This window comes from Sorangium sp. So ce185 (genome assembly GCF_051526825.1).
GTDB classification, from domain to species: domain Bacteria; phylum Myxococcota_A; class Polyangia; order Polyangiales; family Polyangiaceae; genus Sorangium; species Sorangium cellulosum_D.
The window spans coordinates 8002205-8023182 of record NZ_CP150316.1 but is presented as its reverse complement, the minus strand read 5'-3'; the positions used below and the strand labels follow the sequence as shown (position 1 = coordinate 8023182).

Annotated in this window: 11 protein-coding genes; 7 read left to right on the top strand and 4 right to left on the bottom strand. The window is 75.5% G+C overall.

The window, feature by feature from the left end; translation table 11 throughout:
* Positions 1-44: 44 nt before the first annotated feature.
* From WMF26_RS29360 to WMF26_RS29345, 4 genes are all read left to right on the top strand, one after another.
* Positions 45-6803, top strand: a complete 6759-nt coding sequence (locus WMF26_RS29360; RefSeq protein ID WP_437995379.1) for an SDR family NAD(P)-dependent oxidoreductase — start codon at positions 45-47, stop codon at positions 6801-6803.
* Positions 6800-7534 carry a 4'-phosphopantetheinyl transferase superfamily protein gene (locus tag WMF26_RS29355; protein ID WP_437995378.1) on the top strand — a complete coding sequence of 245 codons (735 nt, stop codon included), beginning with the start codon at positions 6800-6802 and terminating at the stop codon, positions 7532-7534. The genes WMF26_RS29360 and WMF26_RS29355 overlap by 4 nt, the downstream gene beginning before the upstream one ends.
* 30 nt (positions 7535-7564) lie before the next feature.
* Complete coding sequence (locus tag WMF26_RS29350; protein ID WP_437995377.1) at positions 7565-9133, top strand: SDR family oxidoreductase; 1569 nt, start codon at positions 7565-7567, stop codon at positions 9131-9133.
* An 85-nt stretch (positions 9134-9218) separates the two neighbouring features.
* Positions 9219-10694: a cytochrome P450 gene (locus tag WMF26_RS29345; protein WP_437995376.1), complete on the top strand. Its 1476-nt coding sequence runs from the start codon at positions 9219-9221 to the stop codon at positions 10692-10694.
* 170 nt (positions 10695-10864) lie between these two features.
* Here the strand turns inward: WMF26_RS29345 and WMF26_RS29340 are convergent, their stop codons facing one another.
* From WMF26_RS29340 to WMF26_RS29325, 4 genes are all read right to left on the bottom strand, one after another.
* Positions 10865-11704, bottom strand: coding sequence for a GNAT family N-acetyltransferase (locus WMF26_RS29340; protein ID WP_437995375.1), 840 nt, complete (start codon positions 11702-11704; stop codon positions 10865-10867).
* A 157-nt stretch (positions 11705-11861) separates the two neighbouring features.
* Complete coding sequence (locus WMF26_RS29335; RefSeq protein WP_437995374.1) at positions 11862-12302, bottom strand: hypothetical protein; 441 nt, start codon at positions 12300-12302, stop codon at positions 11862-11864.
* A 251-nt stretch (positions 12303-12553) separates the two neighbouring features.
* Positions 12554-14551, bottom strand: a complete 1998-nt coding sequence (locus WMF26_RS29330; RefSeq protein WP_437995373.1) for an erythromycin esterase family protein — start codon at positions 14549-14551, stop codon at positions 12554-12556.
* A gap of 393 nt (positions 14552-14944) precedes the next feature.
* Entirely contained in the window at positions 14945-15985 is a 1041-nt protein-coding gene (locus WMF26_RS29325) for an AraC family transcriptional regulator N-terminal domain-containing protein (RefSeq protein ID WP_437995372.1), read from the bottom strand.
* Positions 15986-16157: 172 nt separating this feature from the next.
* Here WMF26_RS29325 and WMF26_RS29320 point away from each other — a divergent pair, with 172 nt between their 5' ends.
* The 3 genes from WMF26_RS29320 to WMF26_RS29310 all read left to right on the top strand — a co-directional run bounded on the left by WMF26_RS29320 (position 16158) and on the right by WMF26_RS29310 (position 20965).
* Positions 16158-16931, top strand: coding sequence for an SDR family oxidoreductase (locus WMF26_RS29320; RefSeq protein ID WP_437331703.1), 774 nt, complete (start codon positions 16158-16160; stop codon positions 16929-16931).
* 156 nt (positions 16932-17087) lie between these two features.
* Positions 17088-18899, top strand: a complete 1812-nt coding sequence (locus tag WMF26_RS29315; protein ID WP_437995371.1) for a hypothetical protein — start codon at positions 17088-17090, stop codon at positions 18897-18899.
* Between the two features lie 236 nt (positions 18900-19135).
* Positions 19136-20965, top strand: a complete 1830-nt coding sequence (locus WMF26_RS29310) for an ATP-binding protein (protein WP_437995370.1) — start codon at positions 19136-19138, stop codon at positions 20963-20965.
* Positions 20966-20978 lie beyond the last annotated feature (13 nt).

Sequence of the window (20978 nt, the reverse complement as noted above, 5' to 3'; positions counted from 1 at the left end):
CGTGCGTCGACGCCGCGCGCGAGCGGGCTGCGTGGAGAGGATCCATGGGCGAGTTCTTCGTCGTTCCGTACTGCGTGAAGTTCGAGGACAGCATGGCTTACGGGAGCCATCACTACCTCACCAACTTCCGCTTCCAGTGCATCGCGCGCGAGACGCTCTACTTCGCCGAGGCCGCGGACGGCTCGCTCCCGCACGAGGACGATCGCGCCGCGATCCGGCTGCTCACCACCGAGGGCTACAGCCGGAACCTCTCGCCGGTCCGCGTGGGCGAGCGCGTCGCGATCTTCATGACCCTCGGCGCCGTGACGCGCTCGAGCGCGTACGGGTACTTCCGCACGGTCCGCTTCGACGGCGAGCCCGTGGCGTGCGGCTACCAGCGGATCGTCGCCGTCGGGGCGACGAGCGACGAGCTCGCGCCGCTGCCCGGATCCGTGACGATGCACGTCGGGGCGCTCGACGAAGAGGTGCCGCACCAGCGCTTCGTCGAGCTCGCCCTGCGCGGCGGCTCCGCGCTGCGCGAGCTCTTCCCCGAGCGCCTCCTCCGGCACGCCGTCGAGGTCGCGCGCGCTCCGCTGCACGCGTCGCGCCCGCACCGCACGCAATGGAGCGCGGCGGGCGCGGCGGGCGCGGCGGACGAGGCCGCGCCAGGGGAAGCGCCCGCGCCGGCGGGCCGCGGAGGCGCCGCGAAGGTCGCCCTGCTCCTGCCCGGGCAGGGCTCGTTCGACCTCCGGCTCCTGCGCGCGCTCCACGCGCGCTTTGACGCCGCGCGCGCGGCCGTCGCCGAGGCCGAGCCCGCGGCGCGGGCGCTGCTCGGCGCGTCGCTCGCGGCGCTCGTGGCCGCCGGCGAGGAGGAGGCGCGGGCCGCCCTCGACGCGTGCGCCGACCTCGATCAGCTCGGCATCCTCGTCCAGGACTACGTCGCCGTCGCGCTGCTCCGGTCCGCCGGGCTCGAGCCGGACGTCGTGGCGGGGCACAGCCTCGGGGAGATCGCGGCGCTGGCCGCCGCGGGGGCCTTCTCGCTCGCGACGGCCGCGGAGCTCGTGGGCCGACGGGTGCTCGCCCTGCGCGGCGCGCCGCCCGGCCGCATGCTCGCGGCGCACACCGGCGCCGAGCGGCTGCGCGACGAGGTGCGGGCGCTCGGCCGGGACGACGTGTTCGTCTCGGTGATCAACGCGGCCGACCAGGCGGTCGCCTCGGGCACGGCGGACGGCATCGCGGCGCTCGAGCGGCGGCTCGAGGGCGCCGGCGTGCGGGCGACCGTGCTCGCGAGCCGCTACGCCTTCCACTCGCCCCTGCTCGCGCCGGCGGTCGGCCCGTTCGCGAGCGCCGCCCTGCGCGCGGGCGCGGCGCGGCCGGCGCTGGCCACGTACTCGCCGATCGATCGCGTCCACTACGGCGAGGGCGCGCTCGCGCCCGCGCGCCTGCTCCCCATGCACCTCGTGACGCCGCTCGACTTCGGAGCGGCCGTGCGCGACCTGCACGCGGCGGGCTGCCGCACCTTCGTCGAGTGCGGCGGCGGCAGCGCCCTGACCGCCCTCGTACGACGGAGCGCGCCGCCGGGGCCCGACCTGCGCGTGATCGCGACGTTCCGCGCCGGAGAGGACGTGGTGGCCGAGCACCGGCGCGCGGTCGAGGCGCTGCGCGCCGCCGGCCACGCGCTGACGGCGGTCGCGGCGCTCCCCGGGGAAGAGCGGGACGACCGCCGCCCGCGCGAGGGCGCCGCGCCGGCGAGCGCCGCGGTGCCGGCGAGCGCCGTCGCGCCCGCGAGCCCCGCCGCGCCCGAGGCGAGCCCGCACGACGACCCCGCCGCGCCGGCGGGCGCCGCGCCGATCGCCATCGTCGGCATGGGCGCGGTGCTGCCGGGGTCCGGCGGCGTCGACGCCTACCTCGCGCAGCTGCGGTCGGGGACGTGCGGCATCGCCGACACCGGCGCGCGACACCCGGAGCTCGCGACCGACTTCCTGAGCGCCGGCCGCGCCGCCGACAAGACTTACAGCCTGCTGGTCGGCACGGTCGACGCGCTCGGGCCGTACGCCGAGCGCACCGGGTACGACGCGCGCACCCTCGCGCGGCTGCCCAAGACGGCCCGCATGCTGGCGTGCGCGCTCGCCGAGGCAAAGGCGCAGGCGGCCGTGCTCCGCGACGGCGCGCCGCTCCGGATCGCGTGCCTCCTCGGGTCGACGGCGGACGGCTCGATCGAGCACGACGAGGCGACGCTGCTGCTCGGCGTCGAGCGCGCGCTCGCCGGCGTCGCCGCGGACCCGGCGGACCGCGCGGCCGTCGCGGAGGCCCTGGCGGGCGAGCTCGGGCTCGACGCGGAGCGCCGCGCGGCGTGCCGCGGCCACGTCGAGCCGCTCGCGCGCGTCGTGCGCGACGTCGTGCGCGAGGGCGTGCGCACCGTGGTGGTCGACGCGGCCTGCGCGTCGTCGATGCACGCGGTGCACCTCGGCGCCGCGATGCTGCGCCGCGGCCTCGCCGACGTCGTGATCGCCGGCGGCGCCTACCAGCCCGGCCCGACCAACGCCTGCCAGTTCTCGCAGTTCGGCGGGCTCTCCGCGACCGGCAGCCGCCCGTTCGACGCGTCGGCCGACGGGGTGGTGTTCGGCGAGGGCGCCGCCGTGGTCGTGCTCGAGCGGCTCGACGACGCCCGCGCGCGGGGCGATCGCGTCGACGCGGTGCTGCTCGGCAGCGGCGTGTCGAGCGACGGCCCGAGCCCGTCGGTCACCGTGCCGCAGAGCCGCGGGCAGAGCCTGGCCATGCGGCGCGCCTACGCGGCCGCCGGCGTGGCGCCGCGCTCCGTGCAGTACGTCGAGGCGCACGCCACCGCGACGCCCGTCGGCGACGCGACCGAGCACACGGCGCTCGCCGAGGTGTTCGCCGGCGAGGACGGCGCGCCGCGCATCGCCCTCGGCAGCGTCAAGTCGCTGCTCGGCCACACGGGCTGGACCGCGGGGGTCGCGTCGCTCATCAAGGTCGTGCTCGCGATCCGCGAGCGCACGATCTTCGCGCAGCACGGGTTCCGGGCGCCGAGCGGGCGCATCGACCTCGCGCGCTCGCCGTTCGCCATCCCGACGGCGGCCGCCCCGTGGACCGCCGACGGCGGCGCGCCGCTGCGCGCCGGGCTCGACAGCTTCGGCTTCGGCGGCACCAACGCCCACCTCGTCGTCGAGGAGCACCGGCCGGGCCGCCACGCCCCGCGCCCGCGCCCGCGCGGCGAGGCCCGCGCGCTGTGCGTCGTCGGGCTGGGGGCCGTGTTCCCCGGCGAGGGCGGCGCGCCCGCGGACGCGCCCTCGGACGCGCTCGCGTTCGACGAGCGCGCGCTACGGCTGCCGGCCCGCGCGCCGGTCCTCCCGGACGCGCTCGAGGCGATGGACCCGACGCAGCTGCTCGCGGCGATGGCCGCGGAGAGGGCGCTCGCGGCGCTGCCCGCGCGCGAGCTCGGCGAGCGCATCGGCGTCGTCGTCGGCCACGAGGGCAAGACGCGCCGCGGCGCGCGCGCGAACGAGCGGATCTTCGCCGATCGCGTGGCGCGGGCGCTCCGCGCGCGCGGCGTGAGCCCGGCGCTGGCCTCCGCGACGGTCGACGCGCTCCGCACGGGCTCGCCCGCGACGGGGCCGTACACGCAGCCGGGCAACATGCCCAACGTCATCTCCGGGCGCGTCGCCAACGTCTTCGGCCTGCGCGGGCCGAACTTCGTCGTCGACACCTCCGAGGCCTCGCTGCTCGACGCGCTCGCGGCCGCCGATCTCGTGCTCGACGAGGACTGCGAGGTCGTGCTGGCGGGCGCCGTCAACGCGTTCAGCGACGACGTCGCGCGCGGCGCGTCGGCGACCCGCGATCCGCGGCCGGTGGGCGAGGGGGCGCTGCTCGTCGCGCTGTGCACCGAGGAGACCGCGGCGCGCCACGCCTTTCCGGTGCTCGCGCGCCTCCGCGTCGCGCCCTCCACCGCGGCGGGGGCGGCGGAGGGCGTTCTCGCCGGCCGCGAGCTCCTGGTCAGCGGGCCGGGCCGCCCGCGCGCGCGGCTGCGCGGGGCCGAGGGCGCGGTCGAGCTCCTCGAGGCGATCCGCGGCGCGGGCGCGCACGGCGCCGCCGCCGCCGTGCGATGGCCCTCGGACGCCCGCGCGGTCGAGGTCGCGCCCCCCGAGGGCGTGCGCGCGGCGCCGCCGTCTCGCGTCGCGCCGGCGCCAGCGCCCTCGGGGTTCGCGACGGGCACGCCGATCCACTGCTACGTCCCCGAGATCGCGCGCGTGCCGGCCGCAGGTCCCGCGGCGCGCGTCCCGTCCCGCGTCCTCTACGTCTGCGCCGACGCGGCCCTGGCCGCGGACGTGCGGCGCGCCGCACGCTCCGCCGAGGAGCGCGCGCGCGTCCTCGAGCTCGCCGGCGACGCGGCGCTCGACGCCGCGCGCGGGCTCGCCGCGCCGGCGTCCGAGGCCGCCGGCGGCGGCGGGCCGTCGATCGACGCCAGCGACGAGCAGCGGCTGAGCGCGTCCCTCCGGGCCCTCGCGCCCGATGACGTCGACGCGGTCGTCGTGCTCACCCGCGCCGAGGACGCGCGCGCGTTCGTCGACGGCGCGCCGGGCTCGTACCGGCCGGCGCTGCGCGCGCTGTTCGGCGCGGCGCGCCGCTACTACGACGCCGTGGCGCGCGGCGACGTGGCCTTCGCCGCTGTCGTCGTCGGCGCGGTGGACCCGGCCGGGCGGCTCGCGCCGGCGAGCGGCGCCGTCGGCGGCTTCGTGAAGTCGCTGGCGCGCGAGCTGCCGGGCGGCGACGTGCGCGTCGTCCACACGGACGCGCAGGACGCCGCGGCGGCGCTCGGCGCGCTGTTCGAGGAGTGGCGGCGCACCCGGCCGGCCACCCCCGAGGAGGTGGTCGATCTCGGCGGCGTGCGGCACGTGGTGCAGCTCGCCCGCCCCTCCTCGGCGCCGCCCGCGCGCGCGGCCTCGCCGCTCGGCCCCGACGCGGTCGCGCTCGTGACGGGCGGCGCGCGGGGCATCACGGCGCAGTTCGTCGAGGCCTTGCTCGATCGCTTCGGCTGCCGCGCGGTGCTCCTCGGCCGATCGCGGCTGGAGGACGCCCCCCCGCGCACGCTCGCGATGACCGACGCGGAGCTCGACGCGTACGAGCGGGACTTCTACGCCGAGGCGCTGCGCGAGGGCCGCGGCGTGCGGATGGCCGCGCTGCGCGAGCGCTACGGCCGCATCCGGGCGGCGCGCGAGGCGCACCGCGTCCTGACCCACCTGCGCGCGCGCGGCGGGAGCGTCGATTACCACGCCGCCGACGTCACGAGCGCGGCGGACGTCGAGCGCGCCGTGGCCGCGGTCGCGGCGGCCTACGGCCGCGTCGACCTGATCGTGCACGGCGCGGGCATCCAGGTGTCGAGCCGGCTCACGTCGAAATCGCTGGAGCTCTTCGAGCGGATCGTCGACACGAAGCTCGCGGGCCTCGGCCACCTCCGGCGCGCGCTCGCGCGCCACCTGCCCGCCGCCCGGCCGCACGTCCACCTCGTCACGTCGGCGTTCAGCGTGCTCGGCAACGACGGGCAGCCCGACTACGGCGCGGCCAACGAGGCGATGAACCGCGCCGCCGCGTGCTTCGCGGCCGAGGCGGACGCCGGCCCGTGGTCCAGCATCGCGTGGCTCGGCTGGAACGGCGTCGGCATGACCGCCGGGTCCGAGTACAGCGCGCTCGGCGCGGCGCGCGCGCTCCGGGGCATCGAGCCGGAGGAGGGGCGGCAGATCTTCCTCGACCTCGCGGCCGAGCGCCCCGTCGGCGCGGCCCAGGTGCTGCTCACGGACAGCGAGATCGAGCGCTTCGCCCCGCGCATCGCGGCGTCCGGCCCGCGCGCCGCCGCCGCGCCCGGCCCGCGCGCCGCGGCGGCGGGCGCGCCGGGGGGCCCAGAGGAGCGCGCGTGGACGCTCGATCCGCGCGTCGATCCGTGGCTCTCCGACCACCGGGCGCGCTCTTCCGCGGTCGCGGCCGGCGCCTTCCTCGTCGAGCTGGCCGTCCGGCACGCGCTCGCGGCGGCCGACGCCGGCGCGGTGGTCCGCGAGGTGCGCGACGTGCGCTTCCTCGAGCTGCTGCGCCTGCCCGACGACGCGGCCCGCGAGGTGCGCACGGTGACGACCCGGAGCGAGCGGCTCGACGGCGGCCGCGTCGCGTGCGCCGTCGAGGTGCGCGGCGACTTCGTCCACCGGTCGGGGCTGGTCCTCCGCGCCGGCGTGCCCTTCGCGACCTGCGTCGTCGAGCTCGGCGCGATCGACACAAGCCGCGACGTCATCGCCCCGCGCCACGCCGGGCGCGTCGACGGGCCGGCGTTCCGCGATCCCTACGCGAGCCCCGGCGCCCCGCTCCGGCACGCGGGCTGGTTCGACCACCTCGGCACCTTCGTGCTCGGCGCCGCGCTCACGTCGGCCCGGTTCCGCCCCCCGAAGGACCGCGCCCTCTCGCGCCTGCGCGCGGCCGCCACGCCGTTCCTCCTGCTCGACGCCCTCCTGACGCTCGGCGTCCTGCGCCGCGACGAGGCGGGCGCGTTCCCGGTGTGCGCCGCGGGCGGCGTCGACCGGATCCGCTTCGGCGCGGCCGCGAACGACCTCGCGATCCGCGACGCGGGCGGCCCGGTCCGGCTCGTCGCCGCGGCCCCGACCGCCGCGGGCGACCGCGTCCTCGGCGCGTGGGCGCAGGCGCTCGACCCGGCGGGCGGCGTGCTCCTCGACCTCGAGGGGCTCGTGGGGCTCGCGGTGGGCCGCGTGGCCGCCGACGCGCGCCCGGCCGCGCCGGCGTCGCTGCCGCTGGGGGCGCCGTGACGCCGCCGCTCGCGATCGCGGTCGTCCGGGCCGACGAGGCCGCGGCGGCGCGCCTCGAGCCTTACCTGACGGCCGGCGAGCGCCGCGCGTGCGCCGGCCAGCGCGCCGCCGCCCGCCGGGCGCAGTCCGCGTGCGCGCGCGTCGCGGCGAAGTGGCTCCGGCTGGAGCTCGCCGCCGGCCGCCGCGCCCCGCTGGTCGCGCTCGACGCGGCCGCGCTCGAGGCGCACCCGCGGGCGGACTACCTCGCCTGCGCCGTCACGGGGCCCGGCGGCGGCCCTCCGCGCTTCGAGGACGGCGCGCTCGCGCTGTCGCTCTCCCACGCGGGCGACCTCGCGGCGGCGGCGGTCACCACGGCGCGCGCCGTCGGCGTGGACGTCGAGCGGGTCGAGGCGCGCGCGGCCGCCTTCGCCGACGAGCACTTCACGCCGCGCGAGCGCGAGGGGCTCGCGCGCGGCGCCGCGGCGGGCGCCCCGCGCGCCGCGCTCGAGACGTTGCTCTGGAGCGCGAAGGAGGCGCTCTACAAGACGGGGGCGCTCGATCTGCCCGCCCGGTTCTCCTTCCGGGACATCGACGTCGCGTTCCCGCCGGGAGGCGCGCGCCTCGCGCCGCCCTCCGTCCGCGCCTTCGCGCTGACCGCGCGGGGCGCGCAGTTCTTCGGCCGGGCCGTGCTGACCGGCGCGTTCGCGCTCTTCGCGACCGTGCCGGTCCCTCCGGCCACCGCTCTTGGATGAATGGCTCTCAACAACCACGAGGTTTCGACGATGCAGGCTCAAGATCTCCTCGAACACGTTCGCTCCGTCTTCGTGCGCATGACGCGCTACCCGGACGAGGTCGTCGTCCCCGACGCCGACCTGGAGCAGGACCTCGGCATCGACTCCGTGAAGCGCGGAGAGATCCTCGCGACGCTGCGCGCGGATTTCGGCCTCTCGGACGCGCTCAAGGCGACGCCCGACGAGCTGCGCACGGTCGCCCGCGTGAGCGACCTCCTCTCGCGCACGCTCACGGCGCGCTCCGACGTCGCGCCGTGGGCCGACGTCGCGGGGGGCGGATGGCACGCGAACGGCCATGTGGAGCCCGCCGGACAGATCGGCGGGCACGTGGAGCCCGCCGGGCGGGCCAACGGCCACGCGGAGCCCGCCGGGCAGGTCGGGGGCCTCGCGGAGCCCGCCGGACAGGTCGGGGGCCTCGCGGAGCCCACCGGGCGGGCCAACGGCCACGCGGAGCCGGCCAGCGGATCCACCGCGAGCAACGGCGCGGCGAGCGCCGCCGCTGCGGGCGAGGCGCTCCGCGCCGTGGTCCAGGCGCTCTCGGACGCGACGCGCCACCCGGCCGAGCTGCTCGTCCCCGACGCGCGGCTCGAGGAGGACCTCGGGATCGACCGCCGCCGCCGCGACGAGGTCCGCGCGCTCCTCCGGCAGCGCGGCGCCCTGCCGGACGGCCTCGCGGGGGCCCTCGACGAGGCCCGCACGGTCGGCGACCTCGCGCGCCTCCTCGGCGCGCCGCCGCCCGCCCAGGCCGCCTCGGCGCGCGCGCCGGCGGCCCCCGCCGCGCGGCGCGCGACCCCGGCGCCCGGGGCCGCGCTCGCGGGCAAGACGATCCTCGTGACCGGATCGAGCCGCGGGCTCGGGCGCGCCATCGCGACGAAGCTCGGGCGCGCCGGCGCGCGGGTCGTCGTCAACAGCTTCCACTCGCGCGACGACGGCGACGCGGTCGCCGACGAGATCCGCGGCGCCGGCGGCGACGCGGTGCACGTCTGGGGCTCGGTCGCCAACCCCGCGCACGTCGACAAGCTCTTCGAGGCGATCGCGCGCGACGTCGGCGAGCTGCACCACTTCGTCAGCAACGCGTCGAACGGCCGGTTCGGCCCCCTCGAGCAGACGACCCCGGAGCACTGGGAGCTCGCGTTCCGCACGAACGTCATCGGCTACCACCAGTGCGCCCTGCGCGCGGCGCGCCTGATGGAGCGCCACGGCGGCGGGCGCATCGTCGCGCTGTCGTCGAACGGATCGTCGCGGTACCTCGAGCACTTCGGCGCCATGGGCGCGGTGAAGGCCGCGGTGGAGTCGCTCACGCGCGCGCTCGCCGTCGAGCTCGCCCCGCGCAACGTGCAGGTCAACTGCGTCTCCGCCGGGCCGATCTACGGCCACGTGACGAGCAACTACCCGGATCACGAGCGGATCCTCCCGTACTGGGAGTCGCGCACGCCGGGCGGACGGCTCTGCACCGAGGAGGACGTCGCCGACGCCGTGCTGCTGCTCCTGTCGGACGGGGCGCGGATGATCAACGGCGCGACCCTCACGGTCGACGGCGGGGGCTCGCTGTGCATCTGACGGCCAGCGCCGGGCTGCGCTCGGCCCGCGTCGGCGCGCGCCGGCTCGCGTCGGCTTCCTTTCAGCTCGTGGAGAAGGAGGACTCATGAGTGCCAATCTCGATCGGCAGCCCCCGGGCCCCGGCCCGCTCGCCAGCCTGCGGTACCTGGCGAATTTCAGGACCGGCGACATGCGCCATTACGAGGACCTCTTCGCGAGGTACGGCGACGTCGTGCGCCTGCGCGCGCCCGGCGCCGAGGACTTCATCATGGCGTTTCACCCGAACGACATCGCGCATGTCCTTCGCGCGAACATCCGGAACTACCCCAAGGGCAAGCGGTATCACGAGCTCGCCCACGTGCTCGGCTGGGGCCTCGTGAACAGCGAGGGCGAGCTCTGGCGGCGCCAGCGCCGGCACGTGCAGCCGCAGTTCAACCACGCGAACACGCTCAAGTTCGTGCCCATCATCGTCGACCACATGGAAGCGGTGCTGCGGCGCTGGGACGCCCATCCGGGGGAGTTCGAGCGCGACATCAACGACGACATGATGGACGTGACGTTCGGCATCGCGGGCGAGGCGTTCTTCGGCGCCGCGCTGCAGGCCCACACGGACACCGTCCGCGAGGCGTTCAAGTACGCGCTGTCGATCGCGCTCAAGCGGATGTACTCGCTGGTCAACCCGCCCCTGTCGTGGCCTCTGCCCAGCCACGTGCGCTTTCAACGGGCCATGCACCGCGTGCACACCGTGATCGACGACATCATCGACGGCTACCAGCGCGGCGCGGGCGACGCGGACAACGTGCTCGTGCGCCTCATGAACTCGGTCGACCCCGAGACCGGCGCCAAGATGGATCGCGCGCAGCTGCGGGACGAGATCAAGACCATCCTGATGGTCGGGCACGAGACCTCGAGCGTCACCGCCTCCTGGGCGCTCTACCAGATCGCGCGGCGCCCGGAGGTGTGCGCCCGGCTCACCGACGAGATCGACCGCGTCCTCGGCGGCAGGGCCCCGACGGCCAGGGACTTCGAGTCGATGCCGTACCTCGCGATGGTCTTCAACGAGTGCCTCCGGCTCCTGCCCTCCGTGCCGTTCATCCTGCGCAGCCCGCTGGAGGACGACGTCCTCGGCGGCTACCGCGTCGCCGCGGGGTCGACGGTGGCCATCGTCCCGTGGGTCACCCACCGGCACCCGGAGTTCTGGAGCGATCCGCTGGAGTTCAAGCCCGAGCGCTTCGCGAACCACCGGCGGAGCGCGGACGACAAGCTCGCCTACATCCCGTTCGGCGCCGGACAGAGGATCTGCCTGGGCGAGTTCATGGGGCAGCTCGAGGGCAAGATCATGGTGGCGATGGCGCTCCAGCGGTATCGGCTCCGGCTGGTGCCGGGCTTCGACCCGCGTTGCCGCGGCTTCATCTCGCTGCAGCCGGTGAACGGGATGCGCATGATCCTGAAGCGCCGGGAGCCGGTGAGGACGGCGCGCCCGGCGCCGGCGGGGCGGGCGGAAGCAGCGGAACCGGCGGCGGCCGAGCCCCTCGCGGCCGCGATGCGGGCCGGCGGCTGCCCCTTCGCCGCCCGGGCCTGACGGGCGGGCAGTGCTCAAAATTGAACATGAAGGCGGGAGGGCGGGAAGAAGAGATCAATGTTCTTCCTGCCTTCCCGCCTTCATGTGAACTCTCTCCGGGCAAATTTGAGCACTACCGACGGGCGCATCGATGAGGCGCTCCCGAGCCCCCTCTTCCCCGGGGGCAGGGCTCACGCGAAGGACTTGCTGAGCTCCGCCTGCGAGTACACGGCCACGAGGCCCGCGCGCTCCAGGTTGCGTTGCGAGGTGCTCCCCGCCTGCGCCACCGAGTAGGCGAGGTCGCACCCGGCGTCGCGGGCGTGCGCGAGGCGGGCGTCGATCAGGGCGCGCTGCACGCCCCGGCCGCGGTGGGCCTCGAGCGTGCCGCCCGCGAACAGGAGCGCGACGCGCTCGTGCACGTAGACCGCGCCGACGCCGGCGACCGCGCCGTCGGTCGACGACGCGAAGAAGTACGTCGACCCGGGGTCGTGGAAGCACGCGTCGAAGATGTCGCCTCGATCGGGCTGCGGCCCGCCCGGCGCGGCGAACGCGGAGAGCGAGGCCGCGACCCACGCCGCGCCTTCGTCGCGCGCCGCGCGCCGCACGACCACGCCGCCGTCCGCGGCCGGCTCCGGCCCCTGGACCTCGGCGTCCGGGGCGAGGGTGCGCATGAGCACCGCGTCGAGCGAGTCCAGGCGGAAGCCGCGCTCCCCGAGCCGCGCGAGCAGCGAAGGGTGGGCAAAGGGCGAGACCAGGATGCGCGCCGCCGTGCCGCGCGAGGCGTAGAAGTCCTCGAGGGCCTCGACGTCGCGCGCCTCGACCGGGCCGCTCATGCCGAGGCCGGCGGCGCGCGAGAGCCGGATGTGCGGGGCGACGAACGCGGCGCGGCCGCCAGCGATGACGGCGACGGCGGCGCGCCGCGCCGGGAGCCGCGCGGCGACCTCGAGCGCGGCGGCCTCGACCTTCGCTGCCTCGGCGGCCTCGATGCGGGCGGACAGGGCGCGATCGACGAAGACTGGCCGGGGTGTCACGCGGGAAGCGTAGCGCGAGAGACGGCGGCGCGGACGCTCCCTGTCGTTCTCGCGGCGCCGCGGCGCTGGTCCTGGGTGAAGCGCATGGTGACGACGGGAGCGCCCGCCCAAGCTCCGGTCCCGTTGACCGTACGCCGCGGAGCGTTCCGCGCGCCCCTCAGGGGATCTCGACCTCTGCGGAGCCGATCTTCACGGGATCGTTCGGCTCGTTGAGGTTGTCCCAGCGGCGGTAGAGCTCGACCGCGACGGCTCCCTTGCCCAGGCCCTTGATCGTCATGCCGATGTCGTACCGGCAGTCGCACCCGGCGACGCCGCTCGGGTCCATGTCGACCGGCTGTACGAGCACGTCGACCTTGCCTCCAGCGATCCGGACGAAGCCTTCGACCTCCTGCGCGCAGCGGAAATGCGCGGCGCCGTAATCGACGTGAACGGCCCCGCGCTCGGGCGTCGCCGCGAGCGTCTCCTTCACCGTCGTGTCGTACGCGCTCGCCGTGCACTCGCTCTGGGTGAGCCCCTCGATCGCCTCCGCGTCCTCCCAGCCCTCGGGCAGGTCCGCCCCGCATCCGACCGCCAGGAGCATGCCAGCTCCCATCATCATGTTCCGCATCTCGTCCCTCCGGCCGGCGACCGACGCAAAGCGCGTTCCAGCGAGCGCAGCAGCGATCTCGCGCTGCGGCGGCCGGCGCGTCGCGACACCACGGTCGCGGGTGTGCCACGCAGGGCGCCCGCGCTCCGCGGCGTCGTCATCCCGGCGGCGGCGCGACGCCGTCCTTGCGCTCGAGCGCGGCCGCGACGGCTGGGCGGTGCATCTGCTGGAGCGCGGACGGCCCTGAAGACGACGAGGGCGCGCTATCTCGGCGGGTTCGGCCGGGCCCGCGTCGTCTTCTGCACGAAGATCACCGCGGCGAACCGGTCCACGAGGCGGGTGGGGCTGCTCATCTCCGCTTCGCCGCTGAAGACGGCGCCGATCTCGCGCATGGGCCGGGGTCCGGCGAACCAGGCGGCGACGGCGCCGGCGGGCAGCGTCCGCAGGTCGAGGAATGCGATCGGGTAGCCGGCGCGCGTGAACGCGGTGCTGACGTCAGCCTCGGGCGGCGGGCCCACGGTGAACTCGCGCAGGCGGCGGTCGCCGCCGGTCCAGTCGATGGCCTGGAATGAGCCCTCCGAGAACATGAAGCCGATGGGCAGGTACTGCTCGCCGTACTCGGCGGCGAGATGCGAGCCCATGCTGACGAAGGGCTTCATCTCGTAGGCGATATGGCCGTTATGGGCCCAGAGGACGATCTTGGCGCTCGGGCCCTCTTGATCGAGCAGCCAGCCGACGTTCTCGGCCATCGCTCGGTCGCGTACGTTGAATCCGCTCACGTTCCCCTCCGTGGCGTCGGCCTCGAACATGTCCGCGGCCTGCTGCGCGATGCGCGCGTCATGCAGCATGTCGGCCCACTCCGCGGCGCTCGACTTCTTCTCGTAGTCGTCGCGCCTCTCGGTGATGCGAGCGACCACGGCGTCGAGCGCGGCGCGCGCGGACTTGCGCTCCTCGGCCGACAGCTTGGTCCACGCGGTGCTCGCCTCTATGTGGCCGAAGACGGCCAGACCGGGCGGCAGCGTCTTGTGGTATTCCGGGTCGACCTTCTCAAGGTACGCGGCCACATTGGACCAGGCGACCTTGGTGACCTGCATGTCGAAGCCGGCGAAACGAACCTTGTCCTTGTGCTTGGAATGGGCGTTGTATGCGCGCATCCACTCGATGAGCGCCAGCACCTCCTCGGTGTTCCAGGTCCAGAAGTACAGACCGGCGAGCACCTCGGCCGCGCTGCCTCTGCCGTACAGCACATACTCGTTGACCTTGCGCGCCTCGGGCTGGTTGGCCTCGATGGCGAACAGGCGAAAGCCCTTCTTCTCGACGAGGTACTCGAGCATGCGGTGCTTCATCTGGAAGAACTCGCGCGTGCCGTGCGTGGCCTCGCCGAGGGCCACGACGCGCGCGTCGCCGATGAGCGCGTCGAGCGGCCGCATGTCGTCGAAGCCGTGGCCGGCCTCGACGGCGGCGAGCGGCACGGCGCTCTTCTTGACCCACGCGACGACCTCGGCGCTCGGCGGGCCGGGGAAGGTCGCCTCGAGATCCAGGGTCTGATCTTCGCTCTTCTCGGTGAGCACCGGCGCGCTGACTGCGCCCTCGGCGAGCACGGTCAGCAGGTAGCCGCTGGCCGCGGGCAGGCGCGCGCGGTAGGAGCCGTCCGCGCGGAGGGGGACGACGAAGCTGTCGCCCATCAGATCGCTGATGCGCATGGCCAGGACGTGCACCTCGCCGGTGGGCTTGCCGACGAGCCGGACCCTGCCAGTCAGCGTGAAGCCGGCCTCGCCGAGCTCGATCCGGGCCTCGGTAGGCCTGTCGACCGATCGCGACGTCCAGTAGGCGGCGGTGCCGCGCTCGCTGGTTGCCGTCAGCGCCCAGGTCCCGCTCGGGATCTCGACGCCGAAGCGGCCGGCGACGTCGGTCCGCACGATGCGCGCGGGCTTGAGTGTCTCCTCCCTGATGGCTGCGACCACGGCGTCGGCGACCGGCGCGCCCGCAGCGTCCACGACCACGCCGCTCAACGTCACGGTCTCCGGCGCGGCGACGTCCTCGTTGGCAAGCTGGAGGTCATGCGCCCGCGCGGAGCTCGGTGCCTCGGCGCGCAGGCTGCGCTCGCCGGGGTGCTCGATGGCCCGATGAGCCGCCTCGGCTTCCTGCCCGCTGATGGACCGGCCAACGGGCGTGGGCGCCGGGAGCGGGCGCCCGGCCCAGGCGCTGATGACTGCAAGAACGGACGCCAGGAACACGGCGAGAGCGGCGCGATATCGCATGACACAGCAAACGTAGTCAGAGCCGGGACCCGCGCCAGCGGCCGGTGCAATCGTCCACGCCTCAAGCACGCTCGCTGAGTCCGCGCGCTACGACAGGAACAGCAATCGTCGAATCGAATGCCAGCGTGCGCGTCCCGAGCATGTCCGTGACCGCGCTCCGCATCGTCCGCGCGGCCACCGGCCTTAACCCGGCCGATCTGACCGAGGAAGCCCTCGCTGGGCACGACCCCCCGGGAACAAACTCCCGCGCTGCGGGCAATGGCCGCCAGGACGAGCGCAGGGCACAGGACCGCCTCGCTGCTGGTATAACGGTCGTCGTGACACCCCTCGCCGCCCTCGCCCTCTCGCTGTGCTCGTGCGCGGCGAGCTCGACCGCCGGCGCGCCCCGCTGCCTCACCGGCCCCGCGCCGAGGGTGGGGCGGCCGGCGGCGGACGAGATGCTCGCGCTGATGCGGCGCGAGCGGGACCGGGCCGAGCGGGCCCCCTCTCCGCTGGTCCGCGGTCCAGGACGACCTTTCCTCCCGCCCCGTCCGCCCCTCGCAGGGCGCGACGTGCGCGCGGCGCTGCGTGCGAGTCCGCAGACGGCGGCCAGCCGAAGAACCGGCGGTACTCCCGGCTGAACTGTGACTCGCTCTCGTAACCCACGTCGTGCGCGACGGTCTTCACCATGCCCCCGGCGTGGAGCATCTGGCGTGCGCGCGTCAACCGGAGCGCCTTCATGTACTGCAGCGGCGAGGAACCGGTCATCGCCTTGAAGTGTGTATGGAACGTCGGGACGCTCATGTGCGCCAGCTGCGCGAGGTCGCCGATCCTCATCCGCTCTGCGAATCGCGCATTCATATGGCGGAGGACGTGGGCGAGCTGGCTCACCGGGCCCTCCGCGAGCGCCCGGAGCGAATCGCCATACGGCCCGTCGAGCACGAGAAAGAGCATCTCGCGGATGGTCTGCCGCGCGAGCGCTCGCGTACGCCGCTCATCGGTCAGGCAAGCCAGCAAGCGGGCGCCGGCGTCCTCGAGGTCGCGCCGGAGCGGCGCGCGAAACACGCCGCGCGAGGGGCGCGCCGGCTGGGGCGCGGGCGGCGCGTCCTCCTCGAGGAGCAGCTCGCGCAGGAGGGCGAGCTCGATCTCGACAACCACGGTGAGCACGGGCTCGGCGGCCGACGCGACGGTCCTGCAGAGCATCGGCAGCGGTGAGGTGACCACGAGGTAGTGGCCGGCGTTGTACGCGAACGCCTTGTCGCCCAGGATTGCCTGTTTCTCTCCCGCGCCCACGAGGATCAAGCTGGACGGGTAGAGGGTGGGCGTGGGCGGCTCCGCGACCGTCACGCGGTAGACGACGACGCCTGGATAGCGCGTGCCGTTGCAGCCCTCGTGGCGCGCCAGCGCGGCGATTCCAGCAGCCAACGAGTTGCCCGATCGAGCGGCTCTCGACATCCCCTCATCCTACCCACCTGGCCGAGAGGGCGCCAGGAGCTTCGTCGCCTCGCTCATAGGATCGAGCATGCCTTTGATAGTTCCGTGTCTTCCGTTTCCGGCCGTCGCGGCTATCTATTGTCGCGTCGACGGGCCGCGCAGGTGAGCGCGGCCCCAACGAGAGGAGTGAGACATGGTTCAGCAGGCCCAGGGCGCGCTCGCGGGACGGGTCGCCGTCATCACAGGCGCATCGAGCGGGATCGGGGAAGCGGCGGCGAAGGCGCTCGCCGCCCGCGGCGCGCGCGTGGCGTTGCTCGCTCGCCGGAAGGAGAGGCTCGATGCGCTCGTCGACGCCATCCGGAAGGGCGGTGGTGAGTCCGCCGCATGGCAGGTCGACGTGACCGATCGGAGCGCGGTCGAGCGCGTGGCCTCCGAGGTCATCGAGAGGCACGGGCGCGTGGACATCGTCGTGAACAACGCCGGCGTCATGCTGCCGAACCCGATCGAGGCCAGGCGTGTCGAGCAGTGGCAGCAGCAGATCGATCTCAACATCACGGGCCTCATGAACGTCATCGGCGCGTTCACGTCGGCGCTCGTGCAGGCTGGCTCCGGCCCGGGGCCGGCGGATCTCGTGAACATCTCGTCGATCGCCGCCAAGAACATCTTCCCGGCCTTCGCGGTGTACAGCGGGACGAAGGCGTTCGTGACCCACCTGTCGATCCACCTCCGCGCGGAGCTGGGCTCCAAGGGGGTGCGCGTGACATCCATCGAGCCAGGCATCGTCGGCACGGAGCTGCAGAGCCACGTCGACTTCCACGGCGCGCGCGATTGGCTCGAGGGGTCGAAGTCGCAGATGGAGTGGCTCACCCCCGAGGACGTGGCCGAGGCCATCGCGTTCACCGTGAGCTTGCCGAAGCGCGTCAACCTCCAGCAGGTCACGATCATGCCGACCGGCCAGCCCTCGTAGGTCGGGTCCACGCGGGCCGTCGCTTCGAGGTGCGGTGAACGACCTGGGTCGGGTCGCGGCGGACCGCGGCTGGTCGCGTCGCCGTGACGCTGCGCGGCCCGACCCGGGTTGCGCCGCAGGGCGCAGGGCAGCCTCGCCGCTGGTACAACCGTCGTCGTGAGACGCCTCGCCCCGCTCGCCGCCCTCGCCCTGTCGCTGTGCTCGTGCGCGGCGAGCTCGACCGCCGGCGCGCCCCGCTGCCTCACCGGCCCCGCGCCGAGGGTGGGGCGGCCGGCGGCGGACGAGATGCTCGCGCTGATGCGGCGCGAGCGGGACCGGGCCGAGCGGGCCCCCTCTCCGCTGGTCCGCGCCCGCATCCTCGAGGCCATCCCCGGGCTCTTCCCGGACACGAGCGGCCTCGCCCGCGCGCCCCGCTGCAGCGACGAGCTCGCCGACGAGAGCGCGGCCGCGCTCCGCGGCGAGCCCCTCGTGTTCTCGCGCCTCCTCGTCGCCCGCCTCCGCACCGCGCGCGACCCCGGCGCCCTCCTGCCGCTCGTCACGCGCCGCGAGGAGAGCATCACCGCGTACCAGCTCGGCCCGGAGGAGCCGGGGCCGGCGCCGCCGCGATCGCTCGTCAGGTCGCTCGCCCTGGCGAGCCTCCCCGCGCCGTGGCTCATGAGCCACCACCCGGAGGGCCGCCAGCTCCTGCTCGACCGGCTCCGCGACGGCGGCGACGCGCGCGAGCAGCTCCTCCTCCACGGCGCCGCGGCCGCGCTGCTCCAGGAGGCGGCGCGGGGCGATCCGGCGCGCGCGCAGCGCGGCGCGGGGCCGTCGCTGCTGCGCGCCTGGGTGCCCGACCTCGCGCGGCGCCTGGAGGGCCCGGCGGACCGGATCTCGCTGGAGCTCGCGATCCGCCGGCTCGCCGACGTGGGGGCCTACGGAGCGCGCTTCGGCGTCGGGCCCGAGGCCAGGGCGCTCGTGGACCGGGTCCTCGCGGCGCGCGGCGAGCTCCCGATCGCGCGCGGGATCGCCGGGGCGGCGCGGGACCTGGCCGAGGTGGCGCGCGGGGCGCTCCACGACCTCGAGGTCCCGCGGCGATCGGCCGCGCCGGCCGACCTCCCGCCGCCCCGGCGCGACCGCTTCCGGGTCTTCGGCGACTGGCTCGACGCCGAGCCCGCGGGCGGGAAGGTCGCGGCCGCCGACGCGCTCGCGCGCGTGCGCGACCTCGACGGCGAGCTCGCGATCCTGCGCTTCAACCCGTCGCGGTGCCGCGTGCTCGAGGAGCTCGGGCTGTGGCTCCCGCCGGACGAGGCGTCCCGGCGCTTCGACGCGCTCGTCGCCCCCGTCTTCGACGGCGAGCGCGTCCGCCTGAGCACCGAGGCCCTCTGCCGGATGCGCGTGGCGCTCCGCCTCGACGGCGTGGACGAGGCGCGGCGGGTGAGGCTCCTGCTCCGGCTGCTCTCCGCGACGCCCGCGCAGATCGGCCCGCCCGAGACGCGCGGCGACGATCCGCACCCCGCGCTCGCGACGCCCATCGACGCGGCGTCCGTCGCGGCGGAGGCCGCGCGCGCGCTCGACCGGAACCTCGGCTGGATCGATCGCCACGCGGACCTGCGCGCATGGCTCGAGGCGCAGGCCCTCGCGCCGGTCCCGCCCGGCGGGCCGGCCGCAGCGCGGTGGCGCCTCCTCCAGCCCGCCTTCGAGCGCGTGGTCGCCCTGCACGCGTCCGGCGGCCCGACGGCGCGGCCGGAGGCGGCGCGCGCGATTTTGCGCGCGTGGATGGAATCGATCCGCGCGGCGGAGGCCCAGCAGCGCGTGGCCGACGCGCGCGTGGCCGACGCTCTCGCTGGCGAGGGGGTGAAGGCCCGCCTCCGGGCGCTCGGCGAGCACGGGCAGCGCGCCGGCCTCGCCGAGGAGGTCGGCGCGTTCCTCGACGAGCGAAGCAGCGAGCGAGCGGCGGTGGTGGCGTCCTATTTGCTCTCGCTCTAGCGAGCCCGGCGCGTCGCGGGCGTCCGCCTTGCCGTTCGTGCGGCGGAGAAATCCTCGCGCGCGGATTTCGCGTCGTCGAATCGCGCGCTGCCGGGCGACGCCGGCGTGCCAGGCGCACCGCGCCGCCTGCGTCGCCGGGGGCGGCGCGCCGCGGATCCTTTTTCATGCGCGGCGCCGATCGGAGCGGCGTGCTTGCGGTCCGGCCTGCGCTACGCTCGTCGGCGCCCGGAGCCTCCATGCAATCCTTCGATGGGCAGCCCACCTCCGCAGGGTCCGTCTCCGAGTCCGCCTCGCGCCGCCACGAGCGAGTGGTGGAGCGGCTCCTGCGCTTGCAGCGCATCACCGCGGCGCTCGCGGGGGCCCGCACCCTGACCGAGATCGCGAGCACCATCATCGATCAAGGCATGCCCGCGCTCGACGCCGAGGTGGGCGTCGTCGCGATCCTGTCCGCCGACGGCGCCTCGCTCCGCAACCTCGGCTTCAAGGGCGTCCCTGTCGACACCGAGGAGGCCTGGGCCGAGGTTCCGGTCGATTCTCCCGTGCCGGTCGCCGAGGCGGCGCGCACGGGCGCGCCCGTCATCGTGCCCACGCGCGAGGAGCGGAACGCGCGCTATCCGGTCCTCGCCCGCGTCCACGGCGTGGAGCACGGGGGCGCCGTGGCCGCGTTCCCGCTCGTCCTCGAGTCGAGGACGGTCGGCTCGCTCGGGTTCTGCTTTCCGGCCGCGCGCGCGTTCGACGACGACGATTACGCATTTGTCCTCTCCATTGCCCAGCAATGCGCGCTCGCGGTCGAGCGGGTGCGCTGGCACGAGGTCGCCGAGCAGGAGATCGCGCACCGCCGGGCGTCCGAGGAGGCGCTGCGCGCGCGCGAGCGGGAGCTCACGGCCCTCGTGGCCGAGCTCCGGCAGACCCAGGAGGCGCTCCGGGAGGCGGATCGGCGCAAGGACGATTTCCTGGCGATGCTCGCCCACGAGCTGCGCAACCCGCTCGCGCCCCTCTTGAACGCCGTCGAGCTGATCAAGGCGGCGGGCCCGCCGACGCCGATCGTCGAGCGCGCGCGCACCATCATGGATCGTCAGATCGGGCACATGTCCCGGCTGGTCGACGATCTGCTCGACATCTCGCGCATCTCTCGGGGCAAGATCACGCTGTCCATCGAGCGCGTCGATCTTGTCGAGCTCGCCCGCGCCACGGCGCTCGATTATCGATCGCTGCTCGACGCGCGCGGCGTGCGCTTCGAGCTCGCGCTGCCGCCCGCGCCGGTATGGCTGCAGGCCGACCCGACCCGGCTCGCCCAGGCGATCGGCAACCTGCTCCAGAACGCGAACAAGTTCACGGACGACGGCGGCTCCGTCCGGCTCTCGATCGCGCCGTCCCATCCCGCGCGGGGGGTCGTCTCCGTCGAGGTCGCGGACACCGGCATCGGCATGGAACCGGCTGTCCTGGAGCGGATCTTCGAGCCGTTCGCCCAGGCCGACCAGAGCCTCGCCCGCAGCCGCGGGGGCCTCGGGCTCGGGCTCGCGCTGGTCAAGGGCGTGGTCGAGCTGCACGGCGGCAGCGTGCGCGCCGCGAGCGCTGGCCTCGGCCGTGGCGCGGCGATCACGATCACGCTGCCGCTGGGCGCGGCGGCCCCGCGCGCGGCGGACGCGCGGCGCGCAGCGGCGAGCGCGAGCGCGAGCGCGAGCGCGCGGCGCATCCTGATCATCGAGGACAACGTCGATGCGGCCGACAGCCTGCGCATGCTGCTCGAGCGCCGCGGCCACGCCGTCGCCGTGGCGCACAGCGGCGACGACGGCGTGGCCGCCGCGCGCATGGCGCCGCCGGACGTGATCCTCTGCGATATCGGCCTCCCTGGGGCGACGAACGGCTATGGCGTGGCGCGGCTCCTGCGCGCCGAGAGCGCCATGAGAAAGACGCTCCTGGTCGCGCTCACCGGCTATGGCCAGGACGACGATCGGAAGCTCGCCCGCGCGGCGGGGTTCGACGCGCACCTGACGAAGCCGGTGGCCCAGGGCATGCTGGAGCGGCTCCTCGCCGAGCTCGCGCCTTTGCCCGAGTCGGCGTGAGCGGGCGCGCTGC